The organism is Zobellella maritima (assembly GCF_003075035.1).
GTDB classification, from domain to species: domain Bacteria; phylum Pseudomonadota; class Gammaproteobacteria; order Enterobacterales; family Aeromonadaceae; genus Oceanimonas; species Oceanimonas maritima.
Genome location: NZ_QCZE01000001.1, coordinates 1,784,832 through 1,803,261, shown reverse-complemented (window position 1 = coordinate 1,803,261; position 18,430 = coordinate 1,784,832). Strand labels below are relative to the sequence as shown.

Annotated in this window: 12 protein-coding genes and 1 riboswitch; of the genes, 3 read left to right on the top strand and 9 right to left on the bottom strand. The window is 57.2% G+C overall.

Going from position 1 to position 18,430, the window contains the following annotated elements:
* The first annotated feature begins 189 nt into the window (after nt 1-189).
* The gene (locus tag DCS96_RS08345; protein ID WP_116473833.1) at nt 190-1,020 is read left to right on the top strand and encodes a glycine betaine ABC transporter substrate-binding protein; all 831 of its coding nucleotides are present in this window, start codon (nt 190-192) and stop codon (nt 1,018-1,020) included.
* On the opposite strand, the gene DCS96_RS08340 is transcribed toward DCS96_RS08345, so the two are convergent.
* The 7 genes from DCS96_RS08340 to DCS96_RS18570 all read right to left on the bottom strand — a co-directional run bounded on the left by DCS96_RS08340 (nt 1,015) and on the right by DCS96_RS18570 (nt 14,238).
* Entirely contained in the window at nt 1,015-3,213 is a 2,199-nt protein-coding gene (locus DCS96_RS08340) for a putative bifunctional diguanylate cyclase/phosphodiesterase (protein ID WP_116473832.1), read from the bottom strand. The two genes, DCS96_RS08345 and DCS96_RS08340, sit on opposite strands and share 6 nt — an antisense overlap.
* 78 nt (nt 3,214-3,291) lie before the next feature.
* Nucleotides 3,292-3,900: a chemotaxis protein CheB gene (locus DCS96_RS08335; RefSeq protein ID WP_198649962.1), complete on the bottom strand. Its 609-nt coding sequence runs from the start codon at nt 3,898-3,900 to the stop codon at nt 3,292-3,294.
* 2 nt (nt 3,901-3,902) lie between these two features.
* Entirely contained in the window at nt 3,903-6,155 is a 2,253-nt protein-coding gene (locus tag DCS96_RS08330; protein WP_198649961.1) for a putative bifunctional diguanylate cyclase/phosphodiesterase, read from the bottom strand.
* Nucleotides 6,152-8,233: a hybrid sensor histidine kinase/response regulator gene (locus tag DCS96_RS08325; RefSeq protein WP_198649960.1), complete on the bottom strand. Its 2,082-nt coding sequence runs from the start codon at nt 8,231-8,233 to the stop codon at nt 6,152-6,154. Before DCS96_RS08325 ends, DCS96_RS08330 begins: the two co-directional genes overlap by 4 nt.
* On the bottom strand, nt 8,220-9,074 hold the full coding sequence (locus DCS96_RS08320) for a CheR family methyltransferase (RefSeq protein ID WP_198649959.1): 855 nt from the start codon (nt 9,072-9,074) through the stop codon (nt 8,220-8,222). Before DCS96_RS08320 ends, DCS96_RS08325 begins: the two co-directional genes overlap by 14 nt.
* On the bottom strand, nt 9,071-12,880 hold the full coding sequence (locus tag DCS96_RS08315; RefSeq protein ID WP_198649958.1) for a response regulator: 3,810 nt from the start codon (nt 12,878-12,880) through the stop codon (nt 9,071-9,073). The genes DCS96_RS08320 and DCS96_RS08315 overlap by 4 nt, the downstream gene beginning before the upstream one ends.
* A 143-nt stretch (nt 12,881-13,023) precedes the next feature.
* Nucleotides 13,024-13,108, bottom strand: a riboswitch (cyclic di-GMP riboswitch).
* Nucleotides 13,109-13,284: 176 nt separating this feature from the next.
* Nucleotides 13,285-14,238 carry a hypothetical protein gene (locus DCS96_RS18570; protein WP_157953605.1) on the bottom strand — a complete coding sequence of 318 codons (954 nt, stop codon included), beginning with the start codon at nt 14,236-14,238 and terminating at the stop codon, nt 13,285-13,287.
* Nucleotides 14,239-14,587: 349 nt separating this feature from the next.
* Between DCS96_RS18570 and DCS96_RS08305 the strand changes: the two genes are divergently transcribed.
* Together DCS96_RS08305 and DCS96_RS08300 are read left to right on the top strand one after the other, a co-directional pair.
* Entirely contained in the window at nt 14,588-15,565 is a 978-nt protein-coding gene (locus DCS96_RS08305; RefSeq protein WP_116473827.1) for a TAXI family TRAP transporter solute-binding subunit, read from the top strand.
* A 71-nt stretch (nt 15,566-15,636) separates the two neighbouring features.
* Entirely contained in the window at nt 15,637-17,436 is a 1,800-nt protein-coding gene (locus DCS96_RS08300) for a TRAP transporter permease (RefSeq protein WP_116473826.1), read from the top strand.
* Here DCS96_RS08300 and DCS96_RS08295 read toward each other — a convergent pair.
* The gene (locus DCS96_RS08295; RefSeq protein ID WP_116473825.1) at nt 17,433-17,987 is read right to left on the bottom strand and encodes a hypothetical protein; all 555 of its coding nucleotides are present in this window, start codon (nt 17,985-17,987) and stop codon (nt 17,433-17,435) included. The genes DCS96_RS08300 and DCS96_RS08295 overlap by 4 nt on opposite strands.
* A gap of 180 nt (nt 17,988-18,167) precedes the next feature.
* Nucleotides 18,168-18,350, bottom strand: coding sequence for a type I restriction-modification system subunit M N-terminal domain-containing protein (locus DCS96_RS08290; protein ID WP_116473824.1), 183 nt, complete (start codon nt 18,348-18,350; stop codon nt 18,168-18,170).
* Nucleotides 18,351-18,430: the final 80 nt, after the last annotated feature.

Sequence of the window (18,430 nt, the reverse complement as noted above, 5' to 3'; positions counted from 1 at the left end):
AGCCAGTCTGCAGAAAAAATAGTTGTGGCCAATGCCACGCCACGCGCCGAATCCTGCTATGGCACTGGTCGGTGCCGCTTCCGGGCAGAAACTGACGCCCGACATAAGCTGGCGCAGTTTCCTTACCCTCATGACTTTGAATTCACTTTTTGGCATGCTTGGCGGCCGTGAAGCTCGCCAGGTATTCCCATGAAAAAACTGTCCCTGTTGTTGCTGAGCCTGTTGCTGACAGGTTGTGGCAAGGAAGAACAAAAACATATCCATTTGCTGAGTGGTGATTGGGATCTGGCACTGGCTTCCAGCCATATGGCCAAGGCGGCCCTGGAGCAGGCGGGATACAGCGTCAGTATGGAGCTGGCCAATCCGGGGCAGATATGGTCCCGGCTGGCTGCGGGTGAGGCCGACGCCAGCCTGTCGCTGTGGATGCCGCAGAGCAGCGCGGCCTATGTCGAGCGGTTCTTCGATCGCCTGCATGATCTGGGGCCCAATTACCCGGCCCTGAAGCTGGGGATGGCGGTTCCGGAAGATGCGCCCGTCGACAGCCTGGAGCAGCTGGCGGGCAGTGGCTATGGTGCCGGTCTGATTGTCGGCATAGACGCCAGCCATGGCATCATGAGGATGGCCGAGCAGGCGCTGGCGCTTTATGGCCTGAACGATTACCGGCTGCAGCCCGGCTCTGTCGAGGCTTATCGTCAGCAGGGCGTTGCCGCTATGGCGCCTGGTCAGGAAGGGCTGTTCATTGCCTGGCAACCCGATCGTCTGTTGAGCAACGGCAAGCTGCGTCTGCTGGCTGATTCCAAGGCGGCCTTTGCCATCGGCGAACGTCCCCATACCCTGGTGCGCCGGGGCCTGGAAGACTCGGCCCCCCGGGCGATGGAGATCCTGGCTGGTCTTGACTGGCAACCGCAGGACATGGTGTGGATGTTCGAGCAAGTCGCCGGGGGAAAGGATTTTGCCCAGGCGGCCGAGCGCTGGTTGCCGCGAACAAAGGGACAAGAGGCCGTTGCTGGGCCTCTATGACGATGACGTTTGATTATCCGGCAGGAGATACGATGAGACTACGGGCAGCGCCGGTGCCGGAAGCAGGCCGGGCAAGCAGCCTTGTTTGGCACTGCGAAGCAGCTCTTCGATTTGCTCGGCAGACTTGGGTTTACTGACGAAGTAGCCCTGAATCGAATGACAATGCAGCTGGCGGAGAAATGTCAGCTGGGCTTCGGTTTCAACCCCCTCGGCCACCACCCGTAAGTTCAGGTTTTTTGACAGTGAAACGATGGCTTTAAGGATCGCTTCGTGGCTCGGATCTCCGCCAATATCGTTGACGAATGAACGATCTATTTTCAAGACATCAAGGGGCAGCATCTTCAGGTAGCTGAGCGACGAGTAGCCGGTCCCGAAATCGTCCAATGATACCTGTATGCCCTGCTGGTTGATGTTGCGCAGTACGTTAACCGCTACCTCGGGATCTTTCATAACCGCGCTTTCGGTGATTTCCAGCTCCAGCTGTGACGGCTTGAGTCGGGTCTCCCTGAGGATCTTTTCGAGGGTGGTCAACAGAGATTTGTTTTCCAGCTGCCGCACAGACAGGTTGACCGAGACGGATACATTCTGTGCGAGCAGTCCCGAGGCATGCCATTGCTGGATTTGGGTACAGGCACTGCGTAGCACCCATTCGCCGATTGGCACTATCAGGCCGGTTTCCTCGGCAATGGAAATAAACTGTCCCGGCAACACCATTGGTTGACCTTCCGGCTGCCAGCGGAGCAGGGCTTCCAGGCCGATTATCTGGCCGCTGGCGATATCGACCTGGGGCTGGTAGTGCAGGAGCAGCTCCTGGCGATCCAGGGCATGGCGCAGCCGGTTCTCCAGATCCAGGGCCCGGGTGACTCTGTGTTGCATCTGGCTGGTAAAAAACTGGAAATTGTTGCGACCATGCGCCTTTGCCTGATACATGGCCATATCCGCGCATTTCAACAGCGCCTGAGCGTTATCCGCGGAGTTTGGATAGAGGGCGATGCCGACGCTGGTGCCGATAAAGATCTCGTTTCCCTTGATCATGAATGGCTCGCTTAGGGCATCAATCAGTTTTTGCGCCACAATCGCCGGTCCGCGGGACTCACCGATTTCTTCAAGGATTACCGTAAATTCGTCTCCTCCAAGGCGACTGATGGTGTCCCCATCCCGGATACGGGATTGCAGCCGTTGAGCTGCCTGTTTCAGCAATTCATCACCGGCTTCATGGCCCTGAGTATCGTTCACCTGCTTGAAGCGATCCAGATCCAGGAACAACAGGGCGAGGGAGTGCTGGTGCCGGTCGGAGCGGGAGATCGCCTGATGCAGCAGCTTGAGAAACATGTCCCGGTTGGCCAGACCGGTCAGCGGATCATATTGTGCGAGATAAGCCAGCTGCTGCTCGGTTCGCTTGCGCTTGCTGATATCCTGAAACACCAGCACCATGCCCGGGCAATCGGGACCCTGGTCATTGATCGGGCTTGCGGTGAACTCGACCGGAAAGCGCTCGCCATCCCGCCGCTGGAACCATTGCTGGTCATCCTGCATGCTGCGCCTGGCCAGGCAGGCAAGATGAATATCACTTTGTTCAAAAGGCAGGCTGGCGATCTCGATACCCTGGACTTCGGCGAAGTGGATTCCGAGTAATTCATCATCCTGATAACCCAGCAATCGCTTGGCAGCCGGGTTGGCGAAGGTAACCCGTCCCTGCATGTCCAGGCTGAGGATCCCTTCTGCCGTGGATTTCAGCAACAGTTCCTGATGACCGCGAAGTTGTCTCAGCTCCAGCAGGCTGTGCTCCAGCAGGGCCTTGTGCTTTGACAACTCGAGGAAAAAACGTACCTTGCTCAGCAGGATCTGAGGCTGGACCGGTTTGAACAGGTAATCGACGGCACCCACGTCATAGCCCTTGAATTCAAAGGCTTCTTCCTTGTCGGCTGCGGTCACGAAGATGATAGGGATATGCTGGCTGCCCTGGTGGCTGCGGATCAGCTCGGCGGTTTCGAAGCCGTCCATCTCCGGCATCATCACGTCCAGCAGGATCAGGGCAAACTGATGACGTAACAGCAGGGAAAGTGCTTCCACGCCTGATAGCGCGTAGTGAACGTTTGCATCCAGTTCCTCCAGGATGCGTGTCATGGAGCGAATGTTTTCCATCCGGTCATCGACGACCAGGATGGTGGGGCGCTGTGTTTCATGACGCATGGAAAGACTCTCTTGTCATTGTTGTCTCAGACTGGCTTGATGCCGGTGCTGTAATTAAGCTGAGCGGATAGATCATGGTTACCCCGGTGTAAGTCGTGACAGCAGCTTGGCGATAGCCTGCAGTCCGAGTACCCGATCTACCCCGGTTGCCTTCAGTGCCGCTCTGGGCATAAAGTCTGCCATTGCTGTGTTTGGTTCCTGGACCACCGCCAGTCCGCCGGCTTTTTTCAGCCTGGCCAATCCGGCACTGCCATCGGAGTTGGCGCCGGTCAGGATGACACCGACGAGTCGCTCGGCATAGACATCGGCGGCACTTTCGAACAGTACATCAATCGAAGGGCGGGAATAACTGACCCGGCCATCGACCGACAGGCTGAAATGCCGCTGTTGTTCCAGCAGCAGATGGTATCCGGCAGGGGCCAGATAGACATGTCCGCCCTGCAGCGGCTGCTTGTCTTCGGCCTCGATCACCGGAAGGACACAATGCTGCGCGAGGTACTTGTCCAGATGGCCACCGGCTCCTTCCAGTCGATGCAGCACTATGATTACCGGCAAGGCAAAATCAATAGGCAGTTGCCCGAGCAGAACAGGTAAAGCCTGTATGGCCCCGGCAGAGCCACCGATAACCACGGCGTCAAAGGGGCGGATACGATCCTGTTGCACTGTTAACGGAGGTTGGCGGGACAAGGTTAGGATGACCCCTCATCGGCAGGAGCTTGTATGGCAAGGGGCAGCATCACCTTTTTGTTCTCATTACCGACATTATCCAGTAGCCGACTTTTTAGCAGATTGGTCATCATCTGCGCACTGAGCGGAGGAGTAATGTAGAAGCCCTGGAGGCGGTTACAGCCATGGGTCTGCAGAAATTCTGCCTGCTGTTGTGTTTCAACCCCCTCCGCCACCAGGCTGAAGCCGAGGGTGTGGGCCATGCTGATGATGGTCTTGACCACAGCATCATTCTTGGGGTCCTGTCCTATTTTGCTGACAAAGGGCTGTGCCACCTTCAGGCAGTCGATCGGCAGGTAATGGATTTGATTGAAGGAAGAGTAGCCGGTACCGAAGTCATCCAGGGCAATACGCATGCCCAGGGCTCTCAGCCGCTCAAGTTCCCTGGAGGTGGTTTCCTGCTCGTCCATCAATGCATTTTCTGTCAGCTCCAGATTAATACGGGAAGCGGGCAGGCTGTGTCTTGCCAGCACCGCCTGGATATTGGCCACAAAGCCATCATCAGCCAGCTGTCTGCTGGAAATATTGAGGGCGAGTGCGACCTGTTCATCGAGCAGCCCCTCCTGACACCAGATCTGAAACTGTTGGCAGGCCTCATTTAGTACCCATTCACCCAGCTCACTTATGATCCCCATCCGCTCCGCCAGAGGAATAAAGCGGGCCGGGCTGATCATGCCCAGTTCAGGGTGCCGCCAGCGCAGCAGGACTTCGATGGCAACCATCTGTTTGCCGTTCATCTCGAGCTGGGGCTGGTAATGCAGTGACAATTGCCGCTCCCGGATGGCATGGCGCAAGTCCTGCTCAAGCCGCATCCGCTCCATGGCTGCCCGATGCATCTCGGGGGCATAAAACTGATAGTTGTTACGGCCCATGGCCTTGGCCTGGTAGAGGGCGGTGTCGGCAGCCTTGATCAGCTCTTCCGCATCGGCGATGCATGCGGGATAGGTGGCAATTCCGATACTGGGGCTGATAAAAACCTGGTAGCGCTCCAGTTGGTGCGGAGGAGCCAGGGTGTGCAATACCTTTTGTGCCACCACGGCGGCGTCCTGAGGCTGGCTTATTTCATCCAGCACAATGGCGAATTCGTCGCCGCCAAGGCGAGCCACCAGATCACTGCGTCTCAGGTTATGTTTCAGCCGTTGGGCAACACTTTTCAGCAGGAGGGCATCGTTGTCTGCGGACTCGGCTTCGTTGCTCGGGGTAGTAACACTGTACTGGATCCGCTGTGCCACACTTTGTAACAGCTGATCGCCGGTATCGTGGCCCAGGGTGTCGTTAATGTCCTTGAAATGGTCCAGATCCAACAGCAGTACCGCCATGTTGCCCTGGCGCCGCCGGGCCCGGGCAATCGACATATTGAGAAAATCCTGGAACAGGGAGCGATTGGCCAGGCCGGTCAGAGGATCGTACTGGGCCAGTTCCAGCAGTTTCTGTTCGGTCTTTTTTCGCAGGCTGATATCCTGAAAGATAATGACACCACCGACAAAGCTGCCCGCTTCATCCTTCAGGGGCGCGCTGGTGAACTCGGTGGGGATGGGCTGCTGTTCCCGGTTCCAGAGCAAGGTATCGTGTACCCGGTAGGGTTCGCCGCCCTGATAGGCCATATAGATGGGCGATTGCTCCCAGGGGGACGGTTCCTGGTGGGGAGGGCAGAGCAGCTGGTGCAGGTGGCAGCCATGCAGTTGCGGCTCCGTATATCCCAGGATCTGGGCGGCGGCGGCATTGGCAAACTGGATATGTCCCGACGGCATAATGCCGAGTATACCCTCACCGGCACAATTCAATAGCAGCTGATATTGCTGCTTCATGGCCGCCAGCTCGTGCTGATAGCTATCCAGCGCCAGGAAAACCTGGATCTTGCTCAGCAGGATATCGCTGTCAACCGGCTTTATCAGGTAATCGACGGCTCCCGATTCGTAACCCTGAAAGATATAGCTGCTATCGGTATTCAGGGCGGTCATGAAAATAATGGGGATCTGCCGGGTTTCCTCATCTTGCCGGATCAAGCTGGCGGTTTCAAAACCGTCCATTTCCGGCATCTGCACATCCAGCAGGATCAGGGCAAACTCGTGATGCAGGGTAATAGACAGGGCTTCATTGCCGGATTGGGCCAGGAATACCTCGGCTTCGCAATCCTGCAGCAGACTTTCCATGGCGTAGAGATTTTCCGCCTTGTCGTCAACCACCAGGATCTTGGAGCGGTGGGGTTTGATCATTGGCATTCCTCCACCGTCAGCTGCGGGTCGTCGAGTTGTTCTGCAAGCCTCATCAGCAGCTGATTGATGTCCAAGGGTTTAATCAGACACTGAACAGCATCTTGCTGTAACCAGGGTTCGGCATCACCCTGTCCCGGCGATGTCATCAGTACCATGATGGAGCAGGGCGGATTATCCCCTTCTTGCAGGGCTGTAAGCAGTTGGCGAGCTTGGTGATATGGCGGCATCAGCGCCATGATCAGGACGTCAACCCCGGGTTCCGATGTCAGCCGGGCCAGGGCTGTTGGATAGCTTTCAGCCTTGATAACCCGGAACCCGTGTTGCCTGAGCTGTGCGGTCAGGGTAAAGCTGTTGCGCATATCGCTGTCTACCAGCAGCAGGTTTTTCCCAGGGGCCAGAGCGGCCAGACGGGGGGAGAATGCTATCTGCCGACTCGGGGGGGCGGGTTCAGGACGTGTGATCTGCCCGGTATGAGAACGGGTATCGGTCAGGGTATCGAGCAGAGACTTGTCCTGTGAGGGTTGCAGGGGGAGCAAGAGGGTAAAGCTGCTGCCCTGTCCTGGCCGGCTCTGCAGGGTAATGCGCCCGCCCAGCAGGCGAGCCAGTTCGCGACAGATGGCCAGGCCCAGGCCGGTACCTTCGTAATGGCGGTTGATGGCTACATCAAGTTGCTGAAATGACTCGAAAATTTCCGCCTGTTTGGCTTCCTCTATACCAATGCCGGTATCCGAAATGGTAAAGGCGATGACCTGATTATCGGTTGAATCGACCGGATCGACAGACAGTGAAACCTTTCCTTGGTGGGTAAACTTGACCGCATTGGACAACAGGTTCTTCAGGATCTGCTGTATCCGTCGGCGATCGCTGTACAGCGCCTCCGGTAGATCCGCCGACCGGGTTATATGAAAGCCGAGTCCTTTCTCGGCGGCGAGGGGCACGAACTGGCTCTGCAGGTGACTGAGCATATCGGCAATTTCCACCTGTTCCCAGTGCATGGCCATCTTGCCGGCCTCCACCTTCGACAGATCCAGGATATCGTTGATCAGTCGCAGCAAATCCTGTCCTTCCCGCTGGATGACGCTGGCTGCCCTGATCTGATCGCGACTTAGATTGCCCTCATCGTTGGCGGCCAGCTTCCTGGCCAGAATCAGCAGGCTGTGCAAGGGGGTACGCAGTTCATGGCTGATATTGGCGAGGAAGGCGGATTTGTATTTGCTCGCCAGCTCCAGCGCCTCCCGCTCCTTGCGCTCGCTGATATCCTGAAATACCAGGACCACGCCGGTAAAATGCCCACTCTGATCATGCAGGGGACTGATGGTGTATTCGACTGGGAACAGGTATCCGTCCGCATGGCGAAACCAGTGCTGGTCACAGGTACTGCTGCCGGCATCCTTGGCATGCGGGAAGAGGGTGTCACCGAGCCATTGCTCATCGGACGGTTGCTGTTCCGTGAGCATCAGGAATTTGGTCAGGGGAGCTCCGGCCAGTTGGCCGGCGTCCAGGCCCAGCAGGCGGGCGGCCGCCGGGTTGGCAAAGCCGATGTGCCCTGTCAGATCCAGGCTCAGAATGCCTTCACCCACAGAGCGCAGCAGTAATTCATTGTTATCCCGCAACTGGCGGACTTCCTGCAGGCTATGCTGCAGTTGTTGTTGCTGCTGGGCCAGTTGCAGGAAAACCTGAACCTTGCTGAGCAGGATATGGGGTTGCAGGGGCTTGAATAAATAATCGACGGCACCGAGGTCATAGCCTTTACCCTCGAATGACGGATCCTGGTCGGCGGCGGTGACGAAGATGATGGGCACATGCCGGCTGCTGCGGTTGCCGCGGATAAGGCCGGCGGTCTCGAAACCATCCATTTCCGGCATCATCACATCCAGCAGGATCAGGGCGAAGTCATGGCGCAGGATCTGGGCCAGGGCCTCGTGCCCGGACTGTGCGGTGACGATCTCCGCCTGCAGATCGGCCAGTAGCCGTTGCAGGGAATGGAGGTTTTCAGGCCTGTCATCCACGGCCAGGATCTTGGGAACGACGGCTGCCTGTCCGGCAGGCTGTGACAAGGGCTGATTAACGATCGACACGGGTACTCCGCGAGTGTACTCGCTTGAAAATTCTTTGTTGGTAAACCTGATCTTCAAACAGGCCTTGTACGGCCGAAAACTTCAGTGATTCCTTATTGCCAAGGCACAGAAAACCACGAGGACTGAGGCTGTCATGCAGCAGGGTCAGTACCCTGTTCTGCAACTGCTGGTCGAAATAGATCAGCACATTACGGCAAATCACCATCTGCATCTCGCCAAAGACACCATCAGTAGCCAGGTTGTGATTGGCAAAGGTGACATTCTCCTTGAGTGACTCATGCATCTTGGCCGCACCGTATTTGGCATGGTAGTAATTGGAGAATGAGCCCCGGCCACCGGCTCGGATATAGTTTTCGCTGTATTGTTGCATCTGTTTGAGGGAATAGATCCCCTCCCGGGCGATGGCCAGGGAGTGATTGTTGTAATCGGTGGCGTAGATTTGCGTCCGCTCATAGAGGCCTTCCTCCTTGAGCAGGATGGCCAGGGAATAAACCTCTTCGCCGGTGGCACAGCCGGCATGCCAGATCTTGATAAAAGGGTAGGTCTTCAGCACCGGGATCACCTGCGAGCGCAGGGCCGCAAAAAAATCGGGATCGCGGAACATGTCGGTGACGGTCACCGACATGTCTTTCAGGAAACTGTCGAAGCACTCCCGATCATGCAGGATCAGCGGGATCAGATCGGCTACCCGGCCGACACCGGCCCGCTGCATGCGCTGGGCAACCCGGCGCTTGAGCGATGCGCGTGCATAGTGACGAAAATCGTAGCCATAGCGACGAAAGATGGCCTCCAACAACAATTCGAGTTCGATTGTTTCCAGTTCTTTCTGTGCTTCTATCATTTAAATAGCCATACCCGCATCATCGAAATCAGCTTGTCTATGTCGACCGGCTTGGTGCAATAGTCATTGGCGCCGGCTGCTATGCTCTTGGCCTTGTCTTCGGGCATGGCCTTGGCGGTCAGCGCAATGATCGGCAGGGATTTGAATCTTGCCTGCTGGCGGATCCTACGCATGGCCTCATAGCCGTCCATGACCGGCATCATGATATCCATCAAAACCAGCTCGATATCCTGCTCTTCGGCCAGTTTCTGCAGGGCCAGTTCACCGTTATCGGCCATGCTGACCTCAAGGCCATGTTCGCGCAGCACCTTGGACAAAGCATAGGTATTGCGCAGATCATCGTCTACCAGCAGGATCTTGCGACCCTGAAGTAATTGCTCCGGGCTGTGCAGCATCTGGATAATATTGCGCTGATTGAGCGGCAGGGACGATTCCACGCTGTGCAGGAACAGGGTTGTTTCATCGAGCAGGCGCTCCGGTGAGCTGACCCCCTTGATGACTATGCTGCTGGTGTACTCGCTCAGCTCTTTGTATTCCTCGGTGGTCAGCTCCCGACCTGTGTAGACCACAATGGGCGGCAGGGAGATTTGCTGGTCCTGGCTGAGCTGGTTGAGCAGTTCGAAGCCGCTGATATCGGGCAGGGTCAGATCCAGGATCACGCAATCGAACGCGCTGGTGGCCAATTTATCGTAGGCTTCACGACCGGTGCTGACCGCGCAGATTTCTACATCCTTGTTGGCAATCAGCCGGATGACCGCCTGGCGGTTATGGCTGTCGTCCTCGACCAGCAACACCCGTTTGATCGAATCCTGTAGCAGCGACTCCATTTTGCCGAACAGGGCCTCGACTTCTTCTCCCGTTACCGGTTTGGTCAGGAAACCCACGGCGCCCATCTGCAGTACTTCGTTGTTCTTATCCTCGGCCGACAGTATATGCACCGGAATATGACGGGTCTTGATATTCTGCTTGAGCTGTTCCAGCACCTGTCGGCCACCGATATCGGGCAGTCCCAGGTCCAGGATGATGGCGCTGGGCTGATACTGCTCTGCCAGCTGCAGGCCACTGCTGCCGGTCAGGGCGGCCAGACACTGATAGCCTTTCTTGCGGGACAGGCCGATCAGTATTTTGGCAAAGGACTGATCATCTTCGATGATCAGTACCGACTTGTCTCCCGGGACCAGGATGTCCCTGTCATCGGTTGGCTGCGGCTGTGTCGTGTCGTCGGCCTTTATGGGGTTGGCTGCCGTTGGGAGGGCAACCTCGGGCTCGGCCGTCACCGCTTTTGCCTGTTCGATGGCGATGACCTGCGGCTCACTCTCCCTGGCGGATGGTGTGTTACCGGCAAAACGCTGGAAGGGTATGTAAGAGCTGTCCTGCTCACCGGATGTCGGGGTCTGATGCTGTACCGGTTGGCCATTCAGCGGCAGGTACAGGGTAAAGGTGCTGCCCTGGCCTTCTGCACTCTGCAGTTGTATTTCACCGCCCAGCAGTCTGACCAGCTCCCGGGAAATGGTCAGCCCAAGGCCGGTGCCGCCATAGACCCGGCTGGTGGAACCATCACCCTGCTGGAAGGCTTCAAACACCCCCTGCTGCTTATCGGCCGCAATACCGATGCCGGTGTCGATTACTGCAAAGGCGATCACCTGCCCTGGCTGCAGGGCCGGGTTGTTGAACCGTACCGCCTGGTCGGCCTTATGCACCTTCAGTTTCACGGAGCCCTGATGGGTAAATTTGAGGCCATTGGACAGCAGGTTGCGCAGCACCTGCTCCACGCGCAGCAGATCGCTGGATATGCTGGCGGGGAGTCCGGGCTCTTTCTCCATGAGAAGCTCTATGCTCTTGTCACTGGCAATGGGACTGAACTGACTGCGCAGGTTGTCGAGCAGGGTATCTATGGTCATCTGCTCAAAATGGATATCCAGTTTGCCGGCTTCCACCTTGGACAGGTCCAGGATGTCGTTGATCAGGCCGAGCAGGGCCTTGCCCCCCTGATAGATGACCTTGGCGTCTTCCTGCTGCTCTTCGGTCAGGTTGCCCTGGCGGTTGTTGGCCAGCGACTGGGACAGAATGAGCAGGCTGTTGAGCGGGGTGCGCAATTCATGAGACATATTGGCCAGGAATTCGGACTTGTACTGGCTGGCCCGGGACAGATCACGGGCCTGAATTTCCACGGCCTGCTTGGCCAGCTCGATATCGCGGTTTTTTTCTTCGGTTTCGGCTTTCTTGCGCTCCAGCTCCTCAGTGCGCTCTTCCAGTTCGGTATTCAGCTGTTGCAACTCTTCGCTCTTGCTGCGCAGGGCCGCTTCCGACCTGGCCAGCATATCGGCATGCTCTTCCAGTTCTTCATTGGCGGCCTTTAGCTCTTCCTGCTGGGTCTGCAGTTCTTCCGACTGCTGTTTGGACTCTTCCAGCAGTTGCACCAGCTGCTGCTGGGTGCGGGTCACATGGATGCTGATGGCGATGCTGTGCGCGACGCGCTCGAGAAATTCCAGCTCGATTTCGCTGTAGCGTCGATCCACGCCCAGCGCCAGTACCGCTTCAACCCTGTCTTCGTGGACCAGTGGCAGGACAATGACGTCCGCTGGCTGGGACTCGCCCATGCCGCTATTGATGGTCAGCGGCTGCTGCTGGTCCGGCATCTGGCTGTAGAGGATACTCTGTTGCTCAAGGGCGGCCTGCCCGATAAGCCCTTCCCCGAAGCGGAATTCGTTATCGTTGTTGTTGCGTTTTTTATAGGCATAGCTGGTGATCAGCTTAAGCCGTTCCCCTTCAGCCAGGTAGCAGACCCCGACCTGGGCCTTGAGGTAGTTGGCCAGGTAGGTCATCACCAGCTGGGTCAGGGGGAGCAGCTCATGCTCATGGCGCATCTTGTAGTGCAGCTCGGCCAGTCCGGATTTCATCCAGTCCTGATTTCTCCGGTCGGTGGCCAGATGCTTCAGGTTGTCTGACATCTTGTTGATGGACTGCGCCAGCCGATCCTTTTCGCCCTGGACCTGCACCTGCTTGGAAAAGTCTTCCGCCGCGGTGGCCCTGACCACGGCCTCTACATGACGCAACCGTTGTGTCATCTGATTGAAGGTGTTGGCGAGAGCGCCGGTTTCGTCATTAGAGTCTACCTTGACGGTCACATCGAGATCACCCTGCTCCAGCTGCGTTGCCGCTCTGACCAGGCGTTTCATGCGACGGGTAATGCCGAGCGTGGCCAGCAGGGATAAACCTATTCCAGACAGCACCACGATCAGGGCGCAGAAGGTGAAGATCCAGATTGCCCGGTCGGTGGTTTCCCTGACCAGCCGCATTTTCTCCAGCCGGTGGTTGTTTTCGTCGGCTTCCAGGGCGAGGGTATGCTCTTTTATCATGCTCAACAGGGAATTATTCAGCAGCAGGCTGTCGATCAGGACCTGCTGTTGAATCTTCTTGTTGCCCTGTACGCGTACGGCGTCGCGCAGGGCCATGTTGGGCTCGATCTCATGGCTTACCCAGTCATTGACTATCTGTCGGATGTCTCTCAGCCTTTCAAGCTTGTCGGGCTGCTGGGACCAGGCCTGTTGCAACAGATCCAGATTCTGGTTGAGTTTCCTGCGCTGGTCGTAAAAGGTGTTATAGAACATCTTGTCGCCGCTACTCAGAAACCCCTGGGCATTGATGAGCATGGAGCGGGCCAGCCCGGTTACGGCCTGGGTTTGCAACATGACCTGGTGGGCACGATCGAGCTCGGCATTGGTTTTGATAATGGCTCTGGTGCTGTAAATTACGCTGATCACCACTATAGCGCCGATCAGCACGCGTGCCAGGCTGATAAGCAAAAATCGAGATCCGATAGACCCCTTGTGCAATGTCATATTAGTGCTACCTGTGTTCAGGATATATAGGTTGTCAGTTGGGGCAGATAGCAGAAGGGGATATCGGGGGTGATACGGCGGTTTTACATCCGGGCGTTATCAGGTTCTTCTGCAGCCCTGCTGCCATTGAGCGTACTCATTAGGCCAGAAGCTTTGCGTCACCTTCTTTCGAGGGCTTTGCCTTTTTTGAACCTGCGTATTAATTGAGCAGTTCAAGTATGTTTATTGTCCCATAAGTTATGGAAGCATGACAAGCTTCCTAGTGCCTGGCCGGGGCTGTTATATATCGGAGATTGCGCCAGAATGCTGCCGCCTGGACGACAAGTCAGCCCTCGTGCCTTGTGCCTTACGAGCGCTGGCGGGTCGGGTTACGCTTTTCTCATGCGTCGGCGATACAGCCACCAGGCCAGAATGAATACGAGCAATCCTAGCAGCCAGGGTGAATAGGATGACTGTATTCCTTGTTCCGGGACTCCATCCTGGTCGTTGGCCGGTGTGGTGTCAGCAGAAGATTGGGGGGTATCGGTGGTCCCGGCCCGGATGTTTCTAACCTCTGAGCCCTGCCTGGCGAGGTGTTGCGGATCCTCTGTTGACGAACCAGGGGGGCTGCTTTCGGATAGAGGAGCGGAGCTCGAAGGTCCGGCGACCTGGCCCGAGGTAGCGGCGCCGTTGCCGGTTAAAGCGGAGGCTGGCGCACCGTTGCTCAGGTGCGGGCTTCCTCCCGCTGAAGCTGAACCCGTGCCGCCATCATTGGCACCCGTTGAACCTGAACCCGTGCCGCCATCATTGGCGCCCGTTGAACCTGAACCCGTGCCGCCATCATTGGCGCCTGTTGAACCTGAACCCGTGCCGCCATCATTGGCGCCTGTTGAACCTGAACCCGTGCCGCCATCATTGGCGCCTGTTGAACCTGAACCCGTGCCGCCATCATTGGCGCCCGTTGAACCTGAACCCGTGCCGCCATCATTGGCGCCCGTTGAACCTGAACCCGAGCCGCCATCATTGGCGCCAGTTGAACCTGAATCTGTGCCGCCGTCATTGGCGCCCGTTGAACCGGAGCCCGAGCCGCCGTCGCCGGATCCCGTGCCACCATCGCCGCCGCCAGAGGATCCCGTATTGCCACCCTCATCACCATTGCCGGAGTCCGAGTTGGCTTCATTGCCATTGATCTGCTCAATCGCTTCCACCAGATCCATCACCGTATCGCCCACCGTTTTGCCCAGACCGGCAAAGGCGGCAACCACTGCCAGGGTAAGCAGGGCGCCGGCGATGGCATATTCAACGGTTGTGAGCCCGGATTGTCTCTCCTTTACCCTGACCATGGGTGACTGCCCTGTCGATAAAAATCCATTGCTATCAGTCTAGGCAATATTCCCGTGCATGGCGGCTACTTAAACAGGGGGATGGACAGGAGGGGCTGTACGTGCTGTTTGATGGGTTAAATAGCTGCTCGAAATAGTAGTGTACTCGAGTCAGCGAGCGAGTAATTTCAGCCAGGCACTCTGCTCCAGGGCCGGAAAAAGCGCCTGCCATTCCGGCATTCCCGCCGTCCTCAGACCCTGGCCCGCTTGGTCACTATCGTGCTATGTTGAGTCCCTCCAAACACATTGCTGCTAATAAAAAACGAGGTCCGTTAGCAAACGGCCGCTGAATACGTTAAGGAAAATAACGATGCGCAACCCATTTTGCTCACTTCGCCACACGCTTGGTGTGTCGGCGGCTATGCTGGCATTCGCAAGTGCCGCGTTTACTGCTCATGCTGAAACCCGTGTGACCTATAAATCAGCCTCTGCGGGTACTGCCTATTATCAGATGGGGGTAGAGCTGTCGGAAGCCATCCGCCAGGGTACGGATGACGCCATTATTCTGACCCTGGAAGAGAGCCAGGGCTCGGTACAAAACGTGATGGAAGTGATGGCTCGCCAAGGCAACTATGTGTTTACCACACCACCTGCCTTGATCAAGCAAGCCATGGCCGGAGAGGGTGCCTTTGCCAAGCGCAAGCATCCTCGTTTTCAACAGATTCGTGGTTTATTCCCGATCCCCTCCATCACCATGCACTTTGTGCTGGCGGGTGATGAAGGCGTGACCGATATCAGCGCACTGGAAGGTAAGCATTTATTGATTGGCCGCGGCTCTTTTGGTGCCCGTGAAGCCGCTCGCTACCTTAAGCTGTTTGGCCTGGAAGAAAGGGTGCAAGTTGCTGATGCCGCCATTGGCAGTGGCCCAGATGCGCTTAAAAACGGTCAGATAGATGGCTTTGCGACCGCCGGCTCTTTCCCGTCGCCCAATGTGATTGAAACGGCCGCCAGCATGCCGGTAACCCTGATCAGCCTGACCGACGAGCAAATCGAACAGACAGGTGCGACGCGGCAAACCATTCCGGCGGGCACCTATCCCGGCGTTGAGCAAGACGTGGCGACCACATCGCTACCGGTGATTGCCTACACCACCACCGCCATGGATGATGACACCGCTTATACCCTGACCAAAACCTTCTGGGAGCGTCGCGATGCCATGGCAGCAGAGGCCGCGTGGTGGGGCAGCATTACCCCCGACATGCTGAATAACATGGCCGGCCAGCTGCACCCGGGGGCGCTGCGTTACTACGAAGAAGCGGGCTTTGTGGTCCCAGACACCCTGCGTTAATCCTTTTCGTTCCGCTTTTCACAGCCACGGTGCCAACGCCGTGGCTGTGCTGTATTGATAGGTAATCTGGCATGCGTGCTTTTACATTGTCGCTCACGGCGGCCCCTGCGGATGATGGCGCAATTGCGCCTGGTTGGATCGCGTTAGGGGCGACCAGCGTCGTGTTTCATCTTGGATTAGTGTTTTATGGCTTAACGCCTGCGCTCGTCAGCCGACCGCTGCACATGGCGCTGTTGTTGCCGTGGATTCTGGTCTATATGGCCAAAACACCGGCACAGCGCATCAGTGGTTGCTTGCTAACGATGCTGGGTATTGCCGCCTGTGGCTATATTGCCGTTAACGAGTCGATGCTGGCTGATCAGTACGGCTTTATTGATAACCATCTGCAAATGGCTATCGGTCTGTTTTTAATTGCCCTGGCGCTTGAAGCCGCACGCCGGGCAATTGGCTGGCCACTCCCGCTGGTGGCCCTGCTGGCCTTGATGTACGGGGCTTTCGGTCAATACATACCTGGAGCCTTTGGTCACCCGGGGCTGCCGCTGCCAAGCATGGTGGGTACCCTGACCATTGCCGAAGGCGGGCTATGGGGATCGCTTACCGGGGTCAGTGTCGGCGTTGTCGCCATTTTTGTGATTTTCGGGGCCGTACTGAATGCCGGTGAAGCGGGCCAGGGCTTTATGAATCTGGCCAGCGCGGTAGCGGGTCGGCTCACGGGTGGCGCGGCCAAGGTAGCGGTAATTTCCTCCGCGCTGATGGGCTCTATCTCTGGCTCGGCATCGGCCAATGTGGCCTCTACCGGGGCCATCACCATTCCATCCATGGTTCGCTTGCGTTACCCGCGCTCGCTGGCCGGCGCGGTGGAAGCGGTGGCCTCTTCGGGGGGGCAAATCATGCCGCCGCTGATGGGGGCCGGTGCCTTCGTTATGGTGGAGCTGACGGGCACACCCTATACGCAGATTATGGCGGCGGCCATGCTGCCGGCGGTGCTCTATTTTTTGACGGTTTGGATAGGAATTAATGCGTATGCGACCCGGCACGATCTCAAGCCCATGGCCGAAAGCGAACGTCCCGGCGGCAAAGAGGTCTTGATTACCTCGCTGTTTTTCGCGATCCCGTTCGTGCTGCTGCTGGAGCGCATTTTTAACGGCGGCTATACCCCTCAGTACGCCGCGAGTGTGGCGATTTTTGCGGGGTTGGCGCTGCTGTGCCTTGATGTGACCCTGCGCTTTTCGCTGCCCGGCTTTGCCCGGCGCTTATCAGAGGCGGCGGTAACCGCCGGGCGGCAGATTGCGGTCATTGGTGCCATCATCCTCTGTGCGTCGCTGGTGGTCGGGGTACTGTCGTTGACCGGGCTGGGCGTCAAGATCACCTCGGGTATTCTGTCACTTTCTAACGATATGCTGTGGCCGGCACTGCTGCTAACGGCGCTGGCCTGTCTGATTCTGGGCATGGAGGTGCCGACTACCGCCGCCTATGTGATCTGCGTCTCTGTTGCTGGCCCTGCGTTGATCTCGCTGGGACTGGAGCCGCTGCTGGCGCACCTGTTCGTGTTTTGGTATGCGTTGCTCTCCACCATCACGCCGCCGGTGTGTGGCGGTGTCTTTATCGCCGCGGGCATGGTGGGGGAGAACTGGCTGAAAGTCGCGTTCAAGGCCATGGCCTTGGGCATAGGGCTGTATATTATCCCCCTGGCGATGGTGGCCAACCCGGACATGATCCAGCTGGCTTTCCACCCTTCGGCTGCCCTGTTTGATGCGCTCAAAGTGGCGGTGGGTTTGGGGGCCATCTCTTACGGTGTGATTGCACACAAGGCGCTGTGGCAGCGAGGAGCGCTTATCGCGGCAGGGGGCATGCTGATCTTCGGGTTTTAAGCTTCTGCATCCAACCACAGTGGTGAAGAAGCTGGCAACGGTTGGGTAGCAAACATCACCCAGGTATCCAGTGCAGGCCCCAGTGACTGAACCAGACGCAGTTGTTCGGGCGCCTGCGCTATCACTTCTTCGGCGCAAATGCCCGCCTCAAAACGCCCCGCGAGCAGCCCTTCTTCCACCGCCACTGTGGTCGGGGCCTCGATGATCTGGTATTCCGTCAAGTCGGTGTAATAACGTGTCGCCGGCTGCACTGCTACCTGAGTGGGCCGAGCAATGGCGCGCTGGGCAATCAGGGCCAGTGGCTTGCTGCCCGCAATAAAGGTATCCACCGGGTAGGCACGGTGCATATAGCGACCAACGCAATCGCTATGGGTGGCATGGGCGGTGCACTGCAATAAGTGGCTGACTTGCCCGGCCATCAGTGCCCGAAACGCGTGTTCGAACTCCGTGAATAGCGTTACTGATCCCTCGCCTGAACTGCGCATTTCAAGGTAGCGCCGGGCAATCAATTCGTGGTTACTGCCAGCAGGTCCTAACGTTGCAATTTTCATGGTGATCCTTATCAATGAACAGTTGGCTGGTTAACGCCTTTAAATTCAATGCATGAGCTCGTTTTTACTCGTTCATGCCATAGACCTTTATCAATAAAGCCCTTGGCACAGAAGGTTCGTGCCTGCTCAGCGTATTCCTGCCTGTAGCGGGAAGTTCTGGCCCCTGGCGATGAGCAGCAGTTAGTTTATGGTTGTTTCCGGCATGGCCTTGGTGGTGTCGACCATCGTCAGCACGCATTCCTGGCGACACAGCACACTGAAAGGCAGGATGATGCGACCATACTTGGACTGCTTGAAGTCACCGCGCAGCAGGTCGGCCACCGACCAGATCAGGCCGGCCAGGGTAGATATATTGGAGGTCATGGTTATTATCGTGCTCTTGTGATGGCCACTGCAAGGTGGTGGATAAATTGCCATGAACTCTAGGGGCCGCCATCTTATGA